The organism is Terriglobia bacterium, assembly GCA_036496425.1.
Lineage (GTDB): Bacteria > Acidobacteriota > Terriglobia > 20CM-2-55-15 > 20CM-2-55-15 > 20CM-2-55-15.
Window position 1 is genome coordinate 1 of sequence record DASXLG010000070.1, and the last position, 21,539, is coordinate 21,539.

Genomic DNA, 21,539 nt, shown 5'->3' on the forward strand with positions numbered 1-21,539 from the left:
CCTGCCCAAACACTCCGGTGTCTATAAAATCTTCGACCTCCACGGAAAGCTGATCGTCCTCGATAAGACCAGCAATCTCTTCGAACGTTTTGAACGTTACTACGGCGAACGATCGGAGCGCGTACGCGACCTCGATCTGCGCGAAATCACCGGCCGCATCGAGTACATCCGGACCGATTCCACCTTTGAGACGCTCTACGTCCTCTATCGGGAACGGAAGCGCCATTTTCCTAAAACCTACCGCAAAATGCGCACATTCCGGCTGTTCACGTTGATGAAAATCAATCGCAAGCAGCGCTTTCCCCGTATCTATGCAAGCCGCCAGGTCAAATCCGGCGTCGACTACTTCGGACCCTTCATTTCGCGCAGCCAGTTCACCAGGCTCAAGACCACCCTGGAACGCACATTCAAGCTGCGGCCGTGCCTGTATAACATTCGCGGCAATGACCCCCATCCGGACTGTCTCTACTTCCAGATGCATACCTGTTCACGGCCGTGCAACAACGACATCGACCGCCGCGGATATCTCGAAGATGTTCATGAAGCGATCGGTTTCATCGAAGGCCGCGACGCCGATGTCGAAAACGCGCTGGTCGGAAAGATGAATGGCCTGGCCGCGGAGACCCGGTTCGAGGACGCGGAAATCGTCCATCGCAAACTCGACAAGCTTCATCGCGCCCGGCAGGAATACAAAGATACGTTTTTCTCCGTGTGGAATTTCAATTACGTTGCGGTGCTCGGCGCAGACTCCGTTTCGCGCTGCAAGATTGCGTTTATCCGGCAAGGCCGAGTAGTGGGCTTCGAGCAATACGAAGTCGCCGCGCTGAAGGAAGCCTTTGAAGGCGATCTTCAAAGACTGTTCTCGATTCCGATGGAGAAAAGCGCGGACGCCGTTTACGACGAGTTCTGCCTCGTCGCGAACTTCATCGTCAGTCCATTACAGAACGTCCACCTCATTCCGACGGCGGATCCGGAGTCTGTTCTTCCGCGGGTTCTGCAGAGACTTCAACGAAAGCGGAAGGAACCACAAGAAGCACAGAAGGCACAAGAATAGCCAGTCTTGTGCTTCTTGTGTTCCTTCCCGTTCCTATCGGTGTCCGTTCAACTTGTGCTGGCTGATCTTGCGGTTCAGTGTATTGCGATGGACTCCGAGCACTGCTGCGGCCTTGGTCTGATTTCCGCGGGTCTTACTGAGCGCGCTCTGAATAAACTTCTTCTCGAATTCGCTGACAGCTTCGCCCAGATAAATGCGTTTTTCGATCATTTCGGCAACGAGGGACTCCAACTGCTCTTTCACGGTTCTTCCTTCGAGTTGGTCGTGGATTTTTCGGATTACTGTTGCCGCCACCAGCGCTCCAGCGCTTGGTAGCCGACAAGAAACTTCGCTTTCATTTCAAAGGGAGTCACGATGGCAATGACTCTCGACCCGGGCAGGAAATACGGTGCCAGCCCCGAGTTCTTCACTGTCTCCGTCTGAACCTCGAAGGCCGTCAACGCCATGAGGATCACGACCCCGATCAACCATCCGCGAATAAAGCCGAATGCCGCACCGAGCAATCTGTCGGCCCAGTCGACCTTCGCGAACTTCATAAATTTCGTGGCAAGCCAGATCACCACGAATCCGGCGATCAGGATCACCAGGAATATAACGGAGAAGCCAAAGAATAGAGCAAGGTTTTCTGTTCTGACAACACCTTTAAACAAGCCCGCCGCGTCCTGATAAAACCACGACGCAAGCAGCACCCCTGCGAAGATCGTAATCAAGCCGAAAACTTCACGAATAAAGCCTTTGAGCCAGGCGACGGCAGTGGAGTAGACAAGGATGGCGAGGATGACGAAATCCAGCAAAGAGAATCTGAGAATCAGCATCACAGTATAATTTTATTTAAGGTCGTGGCCCGTCAAAACACGCAGCGCTTCGACGTATTTCGCGCTGGTGGCCTTGACGATATCCTCCGGCAATTCCGGGGCCGGCGGCTGTTTATTCCAACCGATCTTCTCGAGATAGTCGCGCACAAATTGCTTGTCGAACGACGGCTGCGGCTTTCCAGGTGAATATTTGTCCGCAGGCCAGAATCTTGACGAGTCCGGAGTGAGCATTTCATCGATAACCGATATCTTTCCGTCGATGGTTCCGAATTCAAACTTGGTGTCGCAAATGATGATACCGCGCGTCGCCGCATAATCCACGCCGCGAGTGTAAAGCATGAGCGTGAGCTCCTTGAGGCTCTGGATGTTTTCCGGCCCGATGATCCTGCCGGCCTGCTCTTCGGAAATGTTCTCGTCGTGGCCTTTTTCGGCTTTCGTCGACGGCGTGAAGATCGCCTGCGGCAGACGATCCGAATCCCGCAATCCCGGCGGCAGCGGAATTCCGCATACCTGCCCGGTCTTGTTGTAATCCTTCAGGCCGGAACCGGTGAGAAAGCCGCGCGCCACGCACTCCACCGGAAAGACTTTGGCCTTCTTCACCAGCATCGAGCGCCCTTCGATCTGATCGCGGAACTGGTGAAGATTTTTCGGATAGTCGCTCACCTCAGTCGAAACGACATGATTGGGAACAACATTTTTGAAATGATCGAACCAGAACGCCGACATTTGTGTCAGCACTTTCCCTTTGTCCGGAATCGGGGTTGGCAGCACCACATCGAAAGCCGAAAGCCTGTCGGTCGCGACGATCAGAAAGTGCTCGCCCAGATCATAAATATCCCGAACCTTGCCGCGGCCATGGAGCGTTACACCAGTTAGATTCGTTTGAACAATTGCCGTCATATTATTTAAGTCCGTTGCACCATTTCATCATCCGACGTTTCTGCATTTCAAATTTGAAATACAGAAACCTCGAATGATGCAATGATCCAATAATTCTTCCTTAGTTCAATCTCACGGAGACTATTTTTGATATTCCGGGCTCTTCCATCGTAACGCCATAAAGCTGCGATGCGGTTTCCATTGTACGCTTGCTGTGGGTGATGACGATGAATTGCGTCGTCGAGCTCATGTCGCGCACCATTTGCGCAAAGCGGTCCACATTGGCCTCATCCAGCGGCGCATCGACTTCGTCGAGCACGCAGAACGGACTCGGCTTGTAACGGAACAGCGCAATCAGCAGAGCGAGGGCGGTCAGCGCTTTTTCTCCGCCGGACAGCAAAAGCACGTTCTGAAGTTTTTTGCCCGGAGGCGACGCGACGATTTCCACGCCCGCATCCGTTTCTCCGGCGCCTTCGAGCAGGCGGAGTTCGCCCATTCCGCCGCCGAAGAGGGTGACAAACGCCTCCTTGAATCCGGCGTTGATGGCTTCGAACGCTTCTTTGAATTGCCGGCGGCAGACCGCGTCGATTTCTTCGATGGCCTGGGTCGTGTCGCGGATTGAATCGAGCAGATCCTGGCGCTGCGTGCTGAGGAACGCAAACCGCTCTTCAGCCTCCTGATATTCCTCGACCGCCATCATGTTCACGGCGCCCATGGAATCCATCTTGTCGCGAAGCTCATGATATTCCTTCTCGCGGACCTCGAGTTCCGTCGGCGGCAACGCTTCGAAGTATTTCAGGCAGACCGCTTCGATGGTTTCATTCAGTTCGTGAACGCACGATTCCGCCAGGTGCTTCAGATCGGATTCGACCTGGGTCTTTTCGATCTCCAGCGCGTTATGCCGGTCTTTCCAGGAATCGAGCAGGGCCCGGGTTTCGTCCCATTTCGCTTCCGCCTCGTGCAGTTCCCTGCGTAGCTCCTCGAGCGCGCTGGTGGTGACCGTGATCGCCGCATCCAGCTCACCGCCTTCCTCGACGAGGCCGGCGCGCGCCACTTCGAGCGACTCGATGGTGACCTCGGTCTGGATCTGCTGTTCCTGCGCCTGTTGAATCTGGGCGGCGGCCTCGGTCGAGCGGCGGTTGAGTTGCTCCGCCTGCTGCGTCAGGGCTGTGATTTCACGCGCCACGGTGGAGCGGCGCTCCTGCAGTACGGCGAGCTGCGACTGAAGCCCGGCGAGGCCGCGCTTCAGCTCATCCGTTTCGATGCGAAGCTCTTCGCTAAGGCGGCTGCGGAGCTGAATTTCTTCCTCGACCGCGCGTTTCTGAGTCGCGACTTCAGTCAAAGCCAATTCCGCATCGACCGCTGCCTTTTCCACCTCGGCCCGCTCCGCCGTCAGCCGCTCGATCTCTGCGACCGCCACCCGCAAGCGTTGCGCCGCGCGCTGCACATCACCGGAAAGCGAACGGACCCGATGGTCGGTGTTCAGCATCGTCTTTTCCGCTTCCTGAAGTTCGACAGCCAGGCGTCCCTTCAACGCCTCGCTTTCACGGACCAGATCCTCCAGGCGGATGGATTCATCCTGCCAGACAGTGGTCTGGCGCTGCGCCGTATCCAATTGCGCGTCGAGTTCGCGAATCTCACGTTTCAGCGACAGCGGTCCGTGATCCTCATGCTCGCCCCAGCTGATGACATGACCGCGCACCATTTCACCGGTTCGCGCGACAAACTCCAGCTGCGGATATTGCGCGGCAAGTTCCCATGCGCGATCCGCCGTGTCGACGATATAGGCATCGCGCACGTAGTCGCTGAAGTGACGGACACGGTCATCGAAACGAACGACTTCCGCAAGCGGCCGCGCTCCCTCGATAACAGCCGGCGGCGCCGGCGTAGTGTGCCCGTTGAGAACGAGACAATCCAGGCGGCCTTTGCTCACCGTCTTGACAATGTCGATCGCCCGCTCGGCCTGCGTCCTGTCCTGAACGACCACGTATTGGAGTTTCCAGCGCAGGAAGTCTTCGACCAGCGCTTCGAAGTCCGGCTCGACTTCGACGAAATCCGCCAGGATTCCGAGCGGCGCCCATTCCAATCCGCGCACCGCATTGAAAAACTGCTGCACGGATTCAGTACTGTAGGCGCGCTGCACGGCAAGGTCGCCGATCGTTTTAAGACGATGGCGAATGCTCTCTTCGTGCGCCCGGGCTTCAGCGGCTGCCTTTACGGCGCCCGCATGATCCTGTTTGTTCTTCGAAAACGACTCCTCGGCGAGCTGGAGCTGCGTCTTCAGCTGACTGAATCCAGCCTGCTGGACGGCATATTCTTCACGCGCGGCAGCCAACTGCGCTTCGAAAAGAGCTTCCTGCTCGCGGGCCTCGGCTTCTTCTTTCTGAAGCCTGTCGATCTGGCCGGAGATGCGGGCGATCGTGTCCCGCCTGCTGGCAACTTCGTTGCGCAGCCGTGCTTCCCTGCCTACCATTTCGAACTGCTGCTGGCGCAGCCTTTCAATCGTGCGTTCTTCCTCATTGCGCCGGGCCACACAATCCGAAACCGCGGCTCCGGCTTTCGCGACATTTGCTTCGACCGCAATTTTTTCGTCATCGATCGCCGCGAGCTGGACCGTCCGGGCCTCACGCTCAGCGCCGTTTTTCTCGAGTTCTTCGAGCGCGCGGGCCTGGTCGGCGGCAAGAGCGACCTTGCGATCTTCGAGCGCCTTGATCTGGTCGTGGAGCCGTTCGATGCGCTGGACCGTCTTTTCGTGTTCGAGCTCGATCTCGGAACGGCGGTCGCGCATCCCTTCGAGTTTGTGTTCCGATTCGCCCACATCAAAGCGGCGCTGGTGAACGAGCGCGTTGAGCCGCTCGATTTCCTGTTCGAGGTGTTTGCCTTCATTGGTCATCAGCGCGAGCGAGATCTCGATCTTCTCCTGCTGATCGACCAGCATCTCGGCGCGCGTCGAATAGACGGCGGACAGGACGTCCCGCATGCGGTTCCGCAGCTCGATGTAGCGGCGGGCTTTGCCCGCCTGTCGTTTCAGTGAATTCCGCTGCCGGTCGACCTCTGCCAGGATGTCGTTCACACGGGAAAGGTTCAGCCTTGCCGCTTCCAGGCGCGATTCCGCAAGTTTCCGCTTGGCCTTGAATTTGGTGATGCCGGCCGCCTCTTCGATGAGCCCGCGGCGATCCGTCGGTTTGGAGCTGAGCAACTGGCCGACGCGGCCCTGCTCGATAATCGCATAGCTGTTGGGGCCGAGGCCGGTACCCAGAAAGATGTCCTGAATATCGCGCAACCGGCATATCTTGCCGTCGATCAGGTACATGCTCTCACCGGAACGGTAGAGACGGCGCTGAACCGTTACGTCGCGCGGCCCGGCTACAGGAGCGGCCGGCGGCGCGGCGTGCTCCACGTCATGGCCGTTGCCATTGCCGCTTCCGTTGCCATTCCCGTTGCCATGGCCATTGCCATTTCCGTTGCCGTTCCCATTGCCGATCTGGCTCAGCGTGATCGTCACTTCCGCCATGCCCATCGGCTTCCGGTTCCGGGTGCCGTTGAAGATGACATCTTCCATCTTCTCGCCACGCAGGGATTTAGCGCTCTGCTCGCCGAGAACCCATGCAATGGCGTCGGACACGTTACTTTTGCCGCACCCGTTCGGACCCACAATGGCGGTAACCCCCGCTTCGTTAACGGTGATTTCCCCCCGGTCGGAGAACGACTTAAAACCTAGAATTTCAATGCGCCGTAATTTCAGCATTTGCTCCCACTCACCTTTTCGTTGTGCCCCTAGCTTCGGGGGTATGAGTGACAGATTGGGTCCAAGTAAGATATTGTCGGGAAATATGAAAGTGTCCGCCAGAGACGAATATGCGTGTTCGGCCGTGCTGGAACTGGCGCTGAATTATGACAGTGAAGCTCCCGTACGCGTGCAGGATATCGCGCAAAGGCAGGCAATACCGATGAAATTCCTGTTTCAAATCATGCAGATCCTGAAACGGGTGGAGATCGTCCGGAGCCGCCGCGGCACTGAAGGTGGGTTCACCCTCACGCGAGCGCCCTCGCAGATCACCCTCGGCGATGTCGTCCGCGCCATGAGCGGCCCTTTCGTCCAGCTTTCGTCTCTCGACAACGGAAAAGACTCGCAGTTCAAACTGATCTGGGACGACGTGGATCGCGCGATCGGCGGCGTTCTGAACAACATCACATTCGAAGAACTCGTCCGCCGCGAGCGCAGCAACCAGCGCCGGTTGATGTACCACATCTAAGGCGCCCATGCGGTCGATCCTGCACGTCGACATGGATGCGTTCTACGCCTCTGTTGAACAGCTCGACCATCCTGAATACAAATCGAAGCCTGTCATTGTCGGCGCCGATCCGAAAGACGGACAAGGCCGGGGCGTGGTTGCGGCGTGTTCCTACGAGGCGAGAAAATTCGGAGTTCGCTCCGCTCTCCCGATCAGCCGCGCGTGGAAACTCTGTCCGGACGGCGTGTACGTCCGGCCGCGGATGAAGCGGTACGTGGAAGTGTCCGGACAGGTCATGGAAGTCTTCCGCCATTTCACAGATCTCGTCGAACCGCTCAGCATCGACGAAGCCTTCCTTGATATCACCGGTTCTGTGGCCCTCCTGGGCGCTCCTGTTCAGATCGCCCGATCGATCAAAGCCGAAATCCGCGAGAAGACCGGTCTGACCGCATCCGTCGGCCTCGCGCCCAACAAGTTTCTTGCCAAGATCGCTTCCGACATTCAAAAACCGAACGGCTTCGTGGTGGTCGAAGAAAGCCAGATCCAGCCCTTCCTCCGCGATCTGCCGATCTCCAGACTCTGGGGCGTCGGACCGAAAACCGAGGTGCGCCTGCACGAACTGGGGTTCCGGACGATCGGCGACATTGCCGCAGCGGACCGGGAATCCGTTGTCCGCCGGCTGGGCAGCCTTGGTGAACATCTCTATCAGCTGTCTCGCGGCAATGACGACCGGCCGGTCGTGCCGGACTGGGAACCCAAGTCGATTTCGAGCGAAACCACGTTCGAAGAGGATACCGATGACCGGCAGCTCCTGCTCGGTACCATCCTCGAACTCTCCGATCACGTCGCCGAACGCCTTCGCAAAGACAATTACCGCGCGAGGAAAGTAACGCTTAAGCTCCGCTACTCCAGCTTTACGACACACACGAAACAACAGTCGCTCGAACAACGCGTTCAAACCGGCGAGGCCATCGCCGCCATCGCTCGCGGCCTGTTCTCGAAATTTCCGTTGAAGCAGAAGATCCGATTGATCGGCGTCGCCGCCGGCGACCTGCGCCGGGACGGCGAAGACCCGCACCAGTTGACGCTTTTTGCCGAAGCCACGGCCCAGAAGGAGAAGGAGAAACTCAGCCACACCGTCGACGAGATCAAACAGAAATTCGGTGAGGGGGCTTTGCGCCGCGGCTCGCAGATGCTGTAGAAAGGAGAAGGAACCACAAGAAGCACAAGAGACACAAGATATGAATCTGTTGCTATTAGCCGCATTGCTCCTCGCACCTCCACAGGAGGATCTCAAACAACTCCAGGCCGTGTTCGACACCTCGGCCGGAACATTCATCATGGAGTTCTACCCGGATCAGGCCCCGTCACACGTCAAGCAATTCATTCAGCTTGCACGCGACGGCTTCTACAACGGCACGACGTTCCACAGCATGGTGGCGCATGGCATTGTTCAAGGCGGCGATCCCGAAACCAGGGATCCGCAGGCGCGCGCGAAATACGGCACCGGCGGCTTCAATCGCGGACTGAAACCCGAAATCAGCAACCTTCCATTCACTCAGGGCACCGTCGCGGCCACGCTGCTTCCGGGCAAGCCGGACAGCGCGGGATCCGAGTTCCTGATCATCGTCGCGGACCAGCCTCAGTTCACCGGCCAATTCACTGCCTTTGGCCACATTGTCGAGGGCATGGAAGTCGTGGATAAGATTTCCACCAGCCCGGTCGACGAAAAGCAGATCGCCAGGGAGCGCATCGAAGTCAAAAGCATCACGATTCGCCCGCGGCCGGCGCCCGTTCCGCCGCCGTTCACTCAGGAAACAGTAGAGGAGCTTTCCCGGTTCCGCGTCGTCATGGAGACATCGAAAGGCAATATCGTGATGGAAATGTTCCCGGATAAAGCGCCGAATCACGTGCGCCATTTCCTGCAGCTCGTATCATCGGGTGCTTACGACAAGACGGCATTCCACCGCATTGCGCCCGGCTTCGTCATTCAGGCGGGCGATCTCAACACCCGCAGCGAGCCGGTACCTCAGGCGGCCCAGAAGTATGTCGTGAAGATCAAGGCGGAGCTCAACGATGTGAAGCACACCGCCGGCATCGTCTCGATGGCGCGAGGCGACGAGATTGACAGCGCTCTCACTTCCTTCTTTATCGTTCTCGCCGACCAGCCTCCGCTGGCTGGCGTCTATACCGTCTTTGGAAAAGTCGTGGAAGGCATGGACGTGGTGGAAAAGATCGCGGCCGTTCCCCAGGAAAACGAACGCCCGAAGGAACGCGTCGATATTTACGCCATGAAGGTGGAACGTAGGAAGTAGTCGCGGTCTTTTTCGAGGTCGGAAACGGCGAAGGTTGCGCCGGCTTCGAGCAACTGCGCGACGGAATAGCTGCCGGTCGCGACACCCACGGTTTTGAATCCCGCGCGCTTCCCTGCCTCGATATCCAGAGGCGTGTCGCCGATGACAAAAGTGTCATCTGCAAGGAAAGTCCTGCCGATTTTGTGCGCTGCCCGGGCGGCGCCTTTCCGGACCAGTTCGGATCGGTCCTCGGCGTCAGATCCGTATCCACCAAAGTCAAAATACCGGTTCAACCCGCCGCGCTCGAGTTTGACTCGTCCGCCCATTTCAATGTTGCCCGTCGCGAGGCCCATCGCCGCCCCGTCGTGTGCCACCAGGTGGTCGAGCAATGAAATGATGCCGGGCAATACCCGGTAGGCCGGCGAGAGGCGAACTTCATCCTTCAGAAAGGAAAGATACGCTTCCAGGATTGTTTCGATTTCTCTTTGTGAGGGAGAGATGTTTTTCAACCGAACACGAAAGATTTCCCGGACAATCGCGGGGTCGGTCTTGCCGTGCGGGCTGATTCCGTCCATGGCACGTTCGAGTTGGATAAGTTGCTGACAAGCACGGTCCAACGCGCGCAATCCCGCGCCGCCCGTGTTCACCAGGGTCTGATCAATGTCGAAGAGGAGTAGCTTCACTCCCTAACAACACACTAATTCTGCCTCGAATTCAAGCACTTGCATGGCCTCGGCCGGTTCCATTTCAAGTTCGAGGCCACAGTCCGATTCCAGACAGACAAATCCGTGGGAAAGAGCGGAGTACGCCATTTCGTTTTCGCTTTTGCATCCTGGACAAATCATTTCAATACCTCCCTGAAATGGATGAGCACTTCAAATGCCACGAGCTCGGAGGTTAGACGCCGGCCGTGAAATAATGTTTTTGTCCCGCCGGAAAATTTCGATATTCTCTTCGACTTGCAGGGAACCTCTATAGACGATCACGGAGAAGCTTGATGATCGAAATCGCAGAGATCTCGCTGGAAAAGCTATGCTTGTTCACCGGCAGTTCCAACACACTGATTACTATTGACGCACCTTTATTCAGCAGCTTCATGATTTTCAACGGGCGTGTCCTCACGAAAAGCGCCCACTACGTTGAACCCGGAAAAATCGGCAACTCGGTAGGTTTTCCGGCTCACGAACAGGTCATAGCCGAAGCCTCCCGCTTCTGGCTGGTGGACGATCGCGGCATCCGGCAGCGCAAGAGCCGAAGCGAAATGGCCGAACTCCTCGAGAAATCCGAGCTGCGGATGTCGCGTATTTCGCAAAGAAAATCCGCGAAATCCGTGTAGTTTTCAACCCTTGAAATCCTGGCTGATCGGCTGGATCGGCACGATAGCGATCGCGGTCATCGGCCGGACCGTCCGGTGGGAATCCGAAGGCGACTCCCACCTCGACGACATTTATAAGTCCGGACAGCGCGCGATTTTTACCTTCTGGCATGGCCGGATCTTTCCCTCCACGTACTATTGGCGGAATCGCGGAATCGTGGTCATGACCAGCATGAATCGGGACGGCGATGCCATCGCCCAGTGCATCCGGCGATTCGGATTCGGCGCCGCCCGCGGCTCCAGTTCCCGCGGCGGCTTTCGCGCGCTGGCCGAGATGGCGCGGGAAATTCGCAAAGGCCACGACGCAGCTTTCACCATTGACGGCCCGCGCGGCCCACGCTATGTCGCGAAACAAGGTCCCGTGCTCCTGGCAATGAAAACCGGCGCCGCGATTTTCTGCTTTCACATTTCGATGAAACACAAGATCCAACTCAAAAGCTGGGACGAGTTTCAGATTCCGTTGCCGTTTACGCGCGCCATTGTGTTGAAGGCAGAACCCATCTGGGTGCCACCCGACGCCTCCGAGGAAGTACTCCGCAACCTCCACCAGCAAATGCAGACGGCCCTTGATAAGTTGAGAAATGAAGGGGATACGCGGTGGTAGTCGACAGCCACGGCCTCTTCGCGTATATTGAACATGACTAATTTAATCTAGTAAGGGTAACGATGAGCGACTTTAAACAGATTCTGAATGACGCAAAGCGGCAAATTAAGGAAGTTTCCGTTCAGGAAGTTAACGAGAAGTTGAATCCTGCCAATGGTTTCACCCTCCTCGACGTGCGCGAAGGCGACGAATGGGAGCAGGGTCATCTCGATCAGGCCATTTTCCTGCCCCGCGGCTTTCTGGAAGTGAAGGCCGACAAGGAATTGACAGATAAGAATCAGCCGATCGTCGTTTACTGCGCCGGCGGCACCCGCTCCGCGCTCGCGGCCAAAACGCTCCAGGAACTGGGCTACACCAAGGTCTACTCGATGCGCGGCGGTTTCAACGAGTGGAAAAACAACGGCTTCCGGTTCGTTACGCCGGAAAAGGTCCGCAAAGATCAGTGGGCGCGCTACAGCCGCCACCTGCGGATCCCGCAGGTCGGTGAGAAGGGACAACTCCAACTGCTCAAAAGCAAGGTTCTGCTGGTCGGCGCTGGCGGGCTGGGATCGCCGGCCGGTGTCTTCCTTGCGGCGGCCGGAGTGGGAACGCTTGGTCTGGTCGATTATGACGTCGTCGATGAATCCAATCTGCAGCGGCAGATCCTCCATTGGACATCGTCGGTCGGAATGCCGAAGGTCGATTCGGCGCGCCGGACCTTATTTGAAGTGAATCCCGATGTGAAAGTCCGGACATACCAGCTGCATCTGGATGCCTCCAACATTCTCGACATCTTCGCCGACTACGACGTCATCGTCAGCGGCTCCGACAATTTCACGACGGCATACATGGTGAATGACGCCGCGGTGCTGCTGAAGAAGCCGGTCGCCTATGGAAGCATCTTCCAGTTCGAAGGACAGGCCTCGACGTTCATTCCCTATCAGGGACCGTGCTTCCGCTGCCTTTATCCGGAAGCCGCTCCGCCGGAGCTCGCGCCGAGCTGCGATGAAGCCGGAGTGCTGGGCGTGCTGCCGGGCACGATCGGTCTGGTTCAAGCGACCGAAGTGATCAAGCTGTTGCTCAATATCGGAAAGCCGCTGAACGGCCGGTTGCTGTATTACGATGCGCTCGAGATGACGTTCCGCACATTGAAGATCACCCGCAATCCGAACTGCGCGGCGTGCGGACCGAATGCACACATCGACCTGGCGTCGATTCCGGAGTTTGTATGCTCCGTACAGACAACCGCGAAAGGGTGAAGGCCAGCCCGATCCAGGTAGGCGATTTCGTCTACTGCCGGTCGAAATACTATCGAGACCAGCTCCAGCTTCCCGAAGAAGTGGGGCTGGTCATCGAAATCAAGCGCAGCAACTTCAAACTCGTCTATTCCAGCGACAAACGCTGCTGGCTCCCGAAGGAAGCGCTCGCCCGCGTCCGGCCGGAAAAGCTCGACTATTCCGGGTTTCTCCAGAAGCTTCACTACCTTATTAAGAAGGTCCACGCTTTGGAGTGCGAACTCGTCTCGGATAACGGCACGCATCGCCTCGGCCTCCGCATCGATAAGATCACTCATCAGACCATGGGAGAGATCCGCGACTTCCTCGGCCCCGGCTTCGGCTCACTGACCGTCGTGCCGGAAGGCATGGCCTTCATGCAGCTGGAGCTGGTATTTCAGGCCTGAAAGGTGGTTCCTTCCCTTCTAAAACAGAATCTCGAAGTCTGCGCGATAGCGTCTCTTGTAATGCCCGAAGAAGGTTCCGAACAGCGGGTCCGCGACGTTCGCGTGCACGTCCAGCGGATTGAAATGGTTCAGTGCGTTCATCACGGTCGCGGAGATTCGCGCCTTGTACTTCTTCGTGACCTGAAAGTCCTTTGAAATACGCGCGTCGAGTCCGACATAACTTCGATACCGTGAGGCGTCTGAATATGGCAGGCCGACATAATTCCGGTTGGCGTCGAGGACGGCGTACGGCAATCCCGTGTGATATTCGAAGATCGGAGCCACGCGCGTCTTCCACGGCGTGTTGATGAAGCCCCATGCGAGAAACCGGTTCGGGATATCGCCCCTCAGGTTTGAGAAGAAATTCGGCTGGATCGGCGTCACGGGGTAGTCCCCCAGATAGCTGCTGAACGTATTCAGGTCTCCTCGCGCTTTGCTCCGGACGTAAGAAAACATCATCTGCTGGGCGCCTTTCCAGGTCAGCCGCGCCGTCGCTTCGAATTGGCGATAGGTGGACTGGCCGCCGCCGCCGAGCGCATGCACATTGGCGCCGTTGAGCGCCTGCGCCGTCAGGAGCACTTCATCCCCCGAGTTGCTGTGCTGATAGTTCACGCGAACGTGAAGGTTTCTCGCGACCGTGCGTTCGAGCTCGACAGTCCACGTCTGGTTGTAAGGAGCGAAATTGCCACGCCCCGTCCCGTGATGGACGAAAGGAAAGGACTGGCTGTCGGTTTCCATCATGTTGGCGAAGGAGCGGGTTTGCGGCGCGGCGCTCCCGGAACGATCGAACGTCGTGACGATTTCGGCCGGATAGTGGAGGAACGAAAAAACCGAAAGCGGCACACGGTCATAGAACACGCCGAAGCCGCCGCGCAGGATCAGCTTGCCCTCCCGGAAAGGCGTCCACGCCGCTGCGACGCGGGGCGCAATACGCACCGACGATGCGTCGGCCTGATACTCCATGCGGGCGCCGGCGTCGATCGAGAGGTTGGGGATCAGTGTCCAGTGATCCTGGGCGAACAGCGCAACCTCCGTATCCATCTTCTGGAATGAGGGAACGCTCGTAAATTCGATGCGTTCGAGTATGTCCAGACTGGAATCCTGAATTTGGACGGGATTGAACGAGACCGTTGCGCTGTTCGCCACATGCGCCAACAGCGAACCGAACTTCAACGCATGAGCGCTGCCTTTGTTGATGGACAACGTTTCCAGCCATTCGGTCCGGGAACTCTCGCGGTTGCGGCGCGCGAAATAATTGCCGAGGTTGCCGAAAGGGGTGAATACCATGTCCGCATTGCCCTGCGCTCCAACCCGGGCCCGGTAACCTTGCCGCGTGATCGTACTGTCCAGCAGACCGTTGAATACGCTCAGATGATCGCCGAAGATAACGGCGTTTTCGAAACTGCGCAGACTGGGAGTCACCGGCTGCGGGTTGAAAAACGCCGGATCGACGAAATTGATGTGTTCCGGCGCGATATGAGCACTCGCCGTCACGAAATGCGATCCGGAGAGGATGTAATCGAATTGCGTGAACGAATTCACGCTTTCGTCTTTCGATTCGTTGTTTGGAAACGACAACGTGCGGATCTGTCTCTTCTGCAGGAAATACTGGCCGGATTCGTCGAAGAAAAGCCTGTTCCGGATCAACGGCCCGCCGAAGGTCACGCGCGGCGTCTCATTGCGAAGGCCGCGAAGGTGCCCGCTGCGGACACGGATGTCCGGGAAGGGATCCTTCAAAGCGAACTTCCATTTGTCGCCGCCGCGTTTGGTTTCCACGTCGACGACGCCGGCCGTGAAGCCTCCATACTGAGGGAGAAACGGGCTCTTCAGAACGTTGATGGACTCCACGCTGTCGACCGGCACCGTGGCGCCGAAACCTCCCGTGACGGGATCGGCCACGTTTGTCGCATTCACCAGGAGCGCGCTTTGTTGTTCGCCCTGACCGTTAATCTGAACTTCTCCATCCGGCCCGCGGTTGATGCCGGGTACCAGCGTCAGCGCTTCCGCAACCGTTGCCGGACGCGTCGCCACATCGTCCAATTGGGCCGATTTCAGTTCCGCGGCCGGCGGTGCCCCGGCTTGAACATCGACGCCCGGCGCATCGGCGACAACATCCACGTTGTCCGTTCGCCGGAGCTTCGAAAGCAGCGTCACGTCGATGTCGATCTGCTGCCGCTCGTCGGCGATCGCGATCGTCTGCACCGACGGCTCGAAGCCGTCGCAGGCGATAGAAATCTTATATTCGCCCGCGGGCAGCGCCGCGATCGCCGCCTTTCCGTCCGGATCGCTCACGGCGCGCGCGACAGGTTTGCCGTCTCGCTCTGCCTGAACAATCGCACCCTGGATCCCGACGCCGGCGTCCGTATGTACGTTGATCAGCACCGGCCGCAGTCCCTGTGCGGATAACAACGTCGCGATCCCGGCGATGATGAGCGCCTTTATCGCCAACACGACTCCCTCTCAATGCCAAACGATTACCAGTTCTTCTGTTCTGAGAACCTTTGAGCAAAATTATACGCCCCGCAGAGCGCACATTAGAAAAAGATAAAGAAGATTTTTACGGGGTCTGCGAGGGCTTAAGGGTTTGAACGAAGACGAATCCCCTCCTTGAAAAGGAGGGGATTACGCTCGGTTCGACAATTCAGGCTAGAAAATGTTCTCCTCCAAAGATGTTTGCCTGACAAAACAGGCGAACATGATAGGGGGACGAGACACGCGGACGCGTCACAATCAAGTAAATATCTTGTCAATAAAAAGCTTCGGGGAATAAACCCGGCGGGTGAGGGCTTGTACGCCACAGACGTTCAAACCGCAGAACGGCAATTAAAGAAACAATTCACAAGAAGGAGATGGAATGAAAAAACAGCTCATCGCGTTGTTTAGTGCAGCCTTCATGATTGCGGGTTTCTCTGCAAAAGTGCAGGCTGCCGATCCCCAGAAAACTCTGGTCGTCACCATGACGAACGACTCCAACAATAATTCGGTCATCGTGGTCGACGCTGCCATGCAGACCCGGCTTCAAACGCTCTCCACTAATGGGAAAGGGGGCGTCACCGGAAATAATCGAGGAGTGAGGCAATACCAGGACCAGTTATTTGCAGCCGTCAACTATGGCTCCGGAACGGTGGCCGTGTTTCAACGTGCTGGGGACCAGTTGACGTTCGAGCAAACAGTCGTAACCACCAGCCCTCCGGTCAGCCTGGAGTTCGCCAACGGCCACATGTACGTTGCCGGAGACACGACCGTGGATTCATTCATTCTTCAGGGAAGCCACATCGGAGGATTGGATGGTACCGCACGGCTGGTTCTGGCCGGCGGCGGCGTTCCCATCGGCGGCGATACCGCTCAGGTCGCGGCGGCGGGTGGCAACACGTTGCTCGTATCGATTAAAACAGACCCGATTCCGGGCACGATGGATGTGGTCCCCCTCAATTCGAACGGAGCGGTTTCCGGAATGCCTGTTGGCGTTTCAGCTCCTCCGGGCACCCTGACGCCCTTCGGCTTTTCGGTTTATCCGGACGGAAGCGCTGTGGTTACTCTGGCACATTCCAACCAATTCGGACTGTTCAGGAATAATTCATTTATCGACGTTGTGGCTGCCGGCCAGATGGCGGACTGCTGGACCACGCGGGTCGGAAAATATGTATTCGCCGTCAATACAGGCAGCCACACCATCAGCCGTGTTCTGGGCACCGGGAGCAATATCTTCGTGGATAGCGCCGTGGCGACAACCATCACCACCGGGGCGCCAACGGACGCGGATTCGACCGGTGGTTATTTCGGCGTTATCGACCATACCACCGGCGCCGGGGCGGCATCGCATTTGACCTTGTTTACCTACGATGAACTCGGAGAATTGTCTCCTATCGGCAGCGCGCTCAACCTCGGCGTTCCTGCCCCTGACGGGATAGCCATAATGGCGCCGGAGTTCGCCGCCGCCAATAGCATCACGGGAAACCTGACCGTTTCGGCGGGCCAGGTCGTGAATCTCAGCCAACAAACCGTGACCGGCAACGTCACCGTGACCGGCGGCACGTTGATCTTGAGAAACGGCTCCCGGATCGGCGGCAACCTGCAAGTTTCAGGGGGCAGTGTTTCACTCGCCAAGAGTGCGATTGGCGGAAACGCGCAGTTTGATGGCGGCGGCAGCTTCTCGATTGGGGAAGGCGTCGCAATCAACGGCAACCTCCAGATTGGAAATCTCCCCGCTAGTGCGGGACTCAACACCGTGTGCGGTTCCAGTGTCGGGGGCAACCTGGAGTTCCACAACAACAACGCGCCCGCGGCGATCGGGTCAGGCAGCGGCTGTGCTGGAAATCTGGTCGGCGGGAATCTGCAAGTCAACAACAACTTCGCTCAAGTGCAGGTTTTCGGCAATCAAGTGACGAACAATCTGCAGTGCCAGCAAAATTCGTCCATCACCGGCGGCGGGAACGCGGCCAGATCCAAACAGGGGCAGTGCTCGGCGTTCTGAGCAGAACGTCAAAACGCAAAACGGTAATCAAAGAAACGATTCACAAGGAGATGGAATGAAAAGACAGCTCATCGCGTTGTTTAGTGCAGCCGTCATGATTGCGGGTTCTTCTGCAAGAGTGCAGGCTGCCGGTTCCCAAAAAACTCTGGTCGTTACGATGACGAACGACCCCAACAATAATGCAGTCATCGTGGTCGATGCTGCCACGCAGACCCGGCGTCAAACGCTCTCCACCAACGGGAAAGGAGGCGTCAGCGGGAACAATCGAGGATTGAAGCAATACCAGGACCAGTTGTTTGCAGCCGTCAACTATCGCTCCGGAACGGTGGCCGTGTTTCAACGGGTGGGTGACCAGTTGGCGCTCCAGCAAACTGTCGTTACCTCCAGCCCTCCGGTAAGCGTGGACTTCGCCAATGGCCACATGTACGTTGCCGGCGATACCACTGCGGATTCATTCATTCTTGACGGGAGCCGTGTCGGAGTATTGGATGGTAGCGCACGACTGGTTCTGGCCGGCGGCGGTATTCCCGTCAGCGGAGACACGGCTCAGGTCTCGGCTGCGGATGCCAAAACGTTACTGGTATCGATCAAGACAGACCCGACCCCGGGCACAATGGATGTGGTTCCCCTCAATCCGAACGGAGCCATTTCCGGAACGCCTGCTGCTGTTTCAGCTCCTCCAGGAAGCTTGACGCCCTTCGGCTTTTCGGTTTACCCGGACGGAACCGCGGTAATCACCTTGGCACATTCCAGCCAACTCGGACTGTTCAGGAATAACTCATTTGTCGGCGTTGTGCCCGCCGGCCAGGCGGCGGATTGCTGGACCACACGGATCGGAAAATATGTTCTGGTTGTCAATACCGGCAGCCAGACGATCAGCCGTGTTTTGGGCACCGGAAGCAATATCTTCGTGGACAGCTCCGTGGTGACAAGAATCGTCACGGGAAATCCTACGGACACCGATGCTGCCGGCGGTTATCTCGGCGTCATCGACAAAGGCACCGGTGCCGGGGCGCATTTGACCCTGTTTACATACAATGACTTCGCAGAATTGTCGCCGAGCGGTACGCTCAACCTCGGAAATATTGCTCCTAACGGGGTAGCCATAATGACTCCAGCGCAATTCGAAGACGAAGACTGAAGCGAAGGGATCCCCGTGACTTTTCCTGGGAAGCTCGAACTATGAGCTTCCCAGTCCTCCGTTTCTGTTTGCGATATCAGAATGATACCGCTCCGTTGTCAATTGGACACTGAGGCTCAAGACATCACCGGAACAGATCATGGGGTGAGTCTGAACGTCGGAGACGTTAGCCGAGGCTTCTGGCTGGGTTCGCGCTGGCATCGCTTTGCACAAAAAGTCGCCCAGAAGGACATTCCCCGCCTTTCCAAGGCGGGGTGGCTGCGCCACTAATAAAACGGTCCCGTTCCTTAGCGGCGCAGACGGGGCGGTTAGTAACTTCCATCAACCACCCTCGCGCCGGATCTCGGAAAAACAGGGCATGCGCCTCATCGCGGTCTAAGAGCGGGATTACGTATGCGGCCGCTTGCCGGCCGAAGTCTGGGAGATTGTGGATATCGAACTTCGATTGCTTCCTTAAGAAGAGGTTTGGATCTAAACTTGCGTTAATGCTGTCAACACCTTACGAGGAATCATGCGTCGTCCACACACAACATTCCGGACGCCGCCGAATGGGTTGATTCGATACCCGGCCTTTGACAACGTAAAAGGGACCCATGCAGAATTCCGGGACGTGACCGCAAATCTCCCGATTTAAGTTCCGATCTGGAGATTTTCTTTCCCAAAACGAGATTTATTCTCCGAAAATGAAAAAGGAGTTCCTATCTCCAGATTCTTTCTCCTATTTCCAGATTCTCTTTCCCAAAACGGGGATTTATTCTCCGAAAACGAAAAAGGAATTCCTATCTCCAGATTCTTTCTCCCATTTCCAGATTTTCTTTCCGAAATCGAGATTCATTCTCCGAAAACGAAAAAGGAGTTCCTATCTCCAGATTCTTTCTCCTATTTCCAGATTCTCTTTCCGAAATCGAGATTCATTCTCCGAAAACGAAAAAGGAGTTCCTTTGTGGAACCCACCCGCGGATCCGAACGAATGACCGCGGGCGGGTTGGATTTTCAATCCGTTAGGCGGCTTCCTGGCCGGATTTGCCGGTAGTGGTGGTGGTAGAGCTTTCACCCTTGATTTCGATCTTCCGCCGGTTTTTGTATTGTTGAGGAGCATCGACCGTCACTTCGAGAACACCGTTCTTGAAGTTTGCGGTGGTCATACCCGGCATATCTGCACGAAGGACGAGCTTTCCATTGCGTTCAAAAATATCGATCTGCGGCGAGAACGTCTCGAGTCGCATCGAGGGCGTAAACCTTCTTCAGGCGGGAAAGCCGAAGCCTTCGACCATCCGATCCATCTCATCCGCAAAACGCCGCATCATAAGTTTCAATTGTCGGTCGGCCGTTCCTCGATGTGATCGACGATGAAAACGGGGTAGGTGCGCTTCTGCGCTTCCAGTTTCAGCCCGAGCTGTTTGTCAATGACGTCGACAAGCGAAAGTCCTCCGACCGGATCGGATGTAGCCCCCGCAGGCCCTCCCGAAAACGGATTGCCCCGTCCAGCAGCCTGAAGCGCCACGAGAGGATCAAAGGCGAAGCTAAAGTCCCAGCCTCCGTCGAGCCCGGTTGCGTCCACAATAGGATAGCGAAAGTATGGACCCCCATATGGTCCTGCGATGCTTTGCAGCTGACTGGCAAACTGTGCCATCGTCATGTTCTGGCACGATACAGGTTGAGAGATCACCTGCCCTGTACGCGATAGGTTTTCCAGCTTACAACCGGTACGAGTCGAAGCGTCCGCCTTCTTGAGTTTCGGCTTTGCAGCCACCAACGCATAAGCAGCCACCAAGCGGTCCTCATAATGGATCTTCATTTTGAAGCGGTCCATCAGCAAAGTTTGAAGCATCTCCGGTATGGGAGCCGTCGCGGCATCTGCACCTCTGAAGGCGGCCGGCAACGTTGCAATCATGTCGAATCTCGCCGAATCGAGCCATTTCGGCGCGCCGATCAACTCTTCATTCGGGTCCAGGTTCCAGGCGATTGAGATCACTGAATGCAGGGGAATAATCCCGCCTGATATCATGACGCGGCCGCCCGGCTGAATGCCTCCGGCCCCTACCTCGTTGCCACCGGTCCCGGTCGGCTTAATCACCGCTACTTCGAACGCGGCTGGTGGAAGAGGGGGTAGCCGTTTGGCGGTGTCCGGCGGATTGACGCTGGGTTTTTCATTGACTCCGTCTACCAGGATGACAGGAGTCAGCACCGTTTGCTCCTGGAGCTTCAGCCCCAGTTGCGTATTGATGCCATCCAACAGGGTGACGCGTTCGGATCCGGCTGGCTGGCTCTTATCGGTAAAGCGGATATCGAGGTCCCATGAACCCTTCAACCCGGTGGAGTTTAAAACATAGCCACCGGCGCGGCCCTTCAGTTCTGCCGCAAACGCATCCATGGTGATGTTGCGGCAGGAAAGGTTCACCATAATTATCTGGCGCTCAATGACTGGTTGCGACTGGCATCCCGTCTTGCCCGATACGTCCGCGTCCTTAAGTTTGCTCTTGCCCACCGATAGTACGAACCCGGGGATAAGTTTTGTATCGTTGTGGACCATCAGCTTGAACCGGTCCGCGAGGAGAGACTGGAGCATGAGATTTAGCGTAGCTTGCTGCGTGTTGGGCGGAACCAGGGCCGTCACATCGAATTGATCGAATTCCAACCAGCTCGGCCCCCCACTGACCCTGTCGCTGTCGACCGTATAGGCGGTCCCGATCAAGTCCACCATGGTAGCGTTGCGCACTTCGTAGCGTTCACCCCTCAGGCTCGTTCGAAAACCCTCCTTGCCGCCAATCCGGCCCAATATGCCATTGCGGATAATTCGAGAGCTCTCATGGACATCCGCAATTTCAAACGTGGGACGTGTACGCGTCGATTGACCAAATCCCGAACCCGACAGAACGGCAGCCACCGTTAAAACAACGCATACTCGCATCATCTTGTCTCATCTCCGTAAGGGAATCGCTGCTGTTATTTGTAAGACGCTCGGAAGC

Annotated in this window: 18 protein-coding genes; 10 read left to right on the forward strand and 8 right to left on the reverse strand. The window is 57.0% G+C overall.

Annotated features, from left to right (window positions below):
* The coding region (locus VGK48_04750) for a hypothetical protein (GenBank protein ID HEY2380472.1) at positions 1-1,054 on the forward strand (1,054 nt) is incomplete at its 5' end.
* Between the two features lie 33 nt (positions 1,055-1,087).
* On the opposite strand, the gene VGK48_04755 is transcribed toward VGK48_04750, so the two are convergent.
* The 4 genes from VGK48_04755 to smc all read right to left on the reverse strand — a co-directional run bounded on the left by VGK48_04755 (position 1,088) and on the right by smc (position 6,496).
* A complete protein-coding gene (locus tag VGK48_04755; GenBank protein ID HEY2380473.1) occupies positions 1,088-1,348 on the reverse strand; it encodes a helix-turn-helix domain-containing protein in 261 nt (86 codons plus the stop codon).
* The gene (locus VGK48_04760) at positions 1,333-1,869 is read right to left on the reverse strand and encodes a CvpA family protein (GenBank protein ID HEY2380474.1); all 537 of its coding nucleotides are present in this window, start codon (positions 1,867-1,869) and stop codon (positions 1,333-1,335) included. The genes VGK48_04755 and VGK48_04760 overlap by 16 nt, the downstream gene beginning before the upstream one ends.
* 12 nt (positions 1,870-1,881) lie before the next feature.
* On the reverse strand, positions 1,882-2,769 hold the full coding sequence (locus VGK48_04765; GenBank protein HEY2380475.1) for a phosphoribosylaminoimidazolesuccinocarboxamide synthase: 888 nt from the start codon (positions 2,767-2,769) through the stop codon (positions 1,882-1,884).
* Between the two features lie 100 nt (positions 2,770-2,869).
* On the reverse strand, positions 2,870-6,496 hold the full coding sequence (gene smc, locus VGK48_04770; protein ID HEY2380476.1) for a chromosome segregation protein SMC: 3,627 nt from the start codon (positions 6,494-6,496) through the stop codon (positions 2,870-2,872).
* A gap of 91 nt (positions 6,497-6,587) precedes the next feature.
* Between smc and VGK48_04775 the strand changes: the two genes are divergently transcribed.
* The 3 genes from VGK48_04775 to VGK48_04785 are packed head-to-tail and all read left to right on the forward strand — an operon-like array spanning position 6,588 to position 9,298.
* Positions 6,588-7,004, forward strand: coding sequence for an Rrf2 family transcriptional regulator (locus VGK48_04775; protein ID HEY2380477.1), 417 nt, complete (start codon positions 6,588-6,590; stop codon positions 7,002-7,004).
* A 7-nt stretch (positions 7,005-7,011) separates the two neighbouring features.
* Positions 7,012-8,184: a DNA polymerase IV gene (gene dinB, locus VGK48_04780; GenBank protein HEY2380478.1), complete on the forward strand. Its 1,173-nt coding sequence runs from the start codon at positions 7,012-7,014 to the stop codon at positions 8,182-8,184.
* A gap of 40 nt (positions 8,185-8,224) precedes the next feature.
* Positions 8,225-9,298, forward strand: a complete 1,074-nt coding sequence (locus VGK48_04785) for a peptidylprolyl isomerase (GenBank protein ID HEY2380479.1) — start codon at positions 8,225-8,227, stop codon at positions 9,296-9,298.
* Here the strand turns inward: VGK48_04785 and VGK48_04790 are convergent.
* Complete coding sequence (locus VGK48_04790; protein HEY2380480.1) at positions 9,268-9,960, reverse strand: HAD family hydrolase; 693 nt, start codon at positions 9,958-9,960, stop codon at positions 9,268-9,270. The two genes, VGK48_04785 and VGK48_04790, sit on opposite strands and share 31 nt — an antisense overlap.
* A gap of 314 nt (positions 9,961-10,274) precedes the next feature.
* Here VGK48_04790 and VGK48_04795 point away from each other — a divergent pair, with 314 nt between their 5' ends.
* From VGK48_04795 to VGK48_04810, 4 genes are all read left to right on the forward strand, one after another.
* A complete protein-coding gene (locus VGK48_04795) occupies positions 10,275-10,613 on the forward strand; it encodes a hypothetical protein (GenBank protein ID HEY2380481.1) in 339 nt (112 codons plus the stop codon).
* 10 nt (positions 10,614-10,623) lie between these two features.
* The gene (locus tag VGK48_04800) at positions 10,624-11,256 is read left to right on the forward strand and encodes a lysophospholipid acyltransferase family protein (GenBank protein HEY2380482.1); all 633 of its coding nucleotides are present in this window, start codon (positions 10,624-10,626) and stop codon (positions 11,254-11,256) included.
* Between the two features lie 62 nt (positions 11,257-11,318).
* Positions 11,319-12,494, forward strand: a complete 1,176-nt coding sequence (gene moeB / locus VGK48_04805) for a molybdopterin-synthase adenylyltransferase MoeB (protein HEY2380483.1) — start codon at positions 11,319-11,321, stop codon at positions 12,492-12,494.
* Positions 12,464-12,916 carry a hypothetical protein gene (locus VGK48_04810; GenBank protein ID HEY2380484.1) on the forward strand — a complete coding sequence of 151 codons (453 nt, stop codon included), beginning with the start codon at positions 12,464-12,466 and terminating at the stop codon, positions 12,914-12,916. The genes moeB and VGK48_04810 overlap by 31 nt, the downstream gene beginning before the upstream one ends.
* Before the next feature lie 18 nt (positions 12,917-12,934).
* Here the strand turns inward: VGK48_04810 and VGK48_04815 are convergent, their stop codons facing one another.
* On the reverse strand, positions 12,935-15,406 hold the full coding sequence (locus VGK48_04815; GenBank protein HEY2380485.1) for a carboxypeptidase regulatory-like domain-containing protein: 2,472 nt from the start codon (positions 15,404-15,406) through the stop codon (positions 12,935-12,937).
* A 403-nt stretch (positions 15,407-15,809) separates the two neighbouring features.
* Between VGK48_04815 and VGK48_04820 the strand changes: the two genes are divergently transcribed.
* Both VGK48_04820 and VGK48_04825 read left to right on the forward strand, forming a co-directional pair.
* Positions 15,810-17,429: a hypothetical protein gene (locus VGK48_04820; protein ID HEY2380486.1), complete on the forward strand. Its 1,620-nt coding sequence runs from the start codon at positions 15,810-15,812 to the stop codon at positions 17,427-17,429.
* Positions 17,430-17,484: 55 nt separating this feature from the next.
* A complete protein-coding gene (locus VGK48_04825) occupies positions 17,485-18,570 on the forward strand; it encodes a hypothetical protein (protein ID HEY2380487.1) in 1,086 nt (361 codons plus the stop codon).
* Between the two features lie 1,001 nt (positions 18,571-19,571).
* Here the strand turns inward: VGK48_04825 and VGK48_04830 are convergent.
* Both VGK48_04830 and VGK48_04835 read right to left on the reverse strand, forming a co-directional pair.
* Entirely contained in the window at positions 19,572-19,796 is a 225-nt protein-coding gene (locus VGK48_04830; GenBank protein HEY2380488.1) for a hypothetical protein, read from the reverse strand.
* 86 nt (positions 19,797-19,882) lie between these two features.
* Complete coding sequence (locus tag VGK48_04835; protein ID HEY2380489.1) at positions 19,883-21,484, reverse strand: TIGR03435 family protein; 1,602 nt, start codon at positions 21,482-21,484, stop codon at positions 19,883-19,885.
* Between the last annotated feature and the right edge of the window lie 55 nt (positions 21,485-21,539).

Excerpts from the sequence above, each read along its gene's own strand:
- VGK48_04830 (HEY2380488.1), bottom strand. The coding sequence starts at position 19,796 with ATGCGACTCGAGACGTTCTCGCCGCAGATCGATATTTTTGAACGCAAT.
- moeB (HEY2380483.1), top strand. The coding sequence starts at position 11,319 with ATGAGCGACTTTAAACAGATTCTGAATGACGCAAAGCGGCAAATTAAG.
- smc (HEY2380476.1), bottom strand. The coding sequence starts at position 6,496 with ATGCTGAAATTACGGCGCATTGAAATTCTAGGTTTTAAGTCGTTCTCC.
- VGK48_04765 (HEY2380475.1), bottom strand. The coding sequence starts at position 2,769 with ATGACGGCAATTGTTCAAACGAATCTAACTGGTGTAACGCTCCATGGC.
- VGK48_04760 (HEY2380474.1), bottom strand. The coding sequence starts at position 1,869 with ATGCTGATTCTCAGATTCTCTTTGCTGGATTTCGTCATCCTCGCCATC.
- dinB (HEY2380478.1), top strand. The coding sequence starts at position 7,012 with ATGCGGTCGATCCTGCACGTCGACATGGATGCGTTCTACGCCTCTGTT.
- VGK48_04835 (HEY2380489.1), bottom strand. The coding sequence starts at position 21,484 with ATGATGCGAGTATGCGTTGTTTTAACGGTGGCTGCCGTTCTGTCGGGT.
- VGK48_04810 (HEY2380484.1), top strand. The coding sequence starts at position 12,464 with ATGCTCCGTACAGACAACCGCGAAAGGGTGAAGGCCAGCCCGATCCAG.
- VGK48_04795 (HEY2380481.1), top strand. The coding sequence starts at position 10,275 with ATGATCGAAATCGCAGAGATCTCGCTGGAAAAGCTATGCTTGTTCACC.
- VGK48_04825 (HEY2380487.1), top strand. The coding sequence starts at position 17,485 with ATGAAAAGACAGCTCATCGCGTTGTTTAGTGCAGCCGTCATGATTGCG.
- VGK48_04820 (HEY2380486.1), top strand. The coding sequence starts at position 15,810 with ATGAAAAAACAGCTCATCGCGTTGTTTAGTGCAGCCTTCATGATTGCG.
- VGK48_04785 (HEY2380479.1), top strand. The coding sequence starts at position 8,225 with ATGAATCTGTTGCTATTAGCCGCATTGCTCCTCGCACCTCCACAGGAG.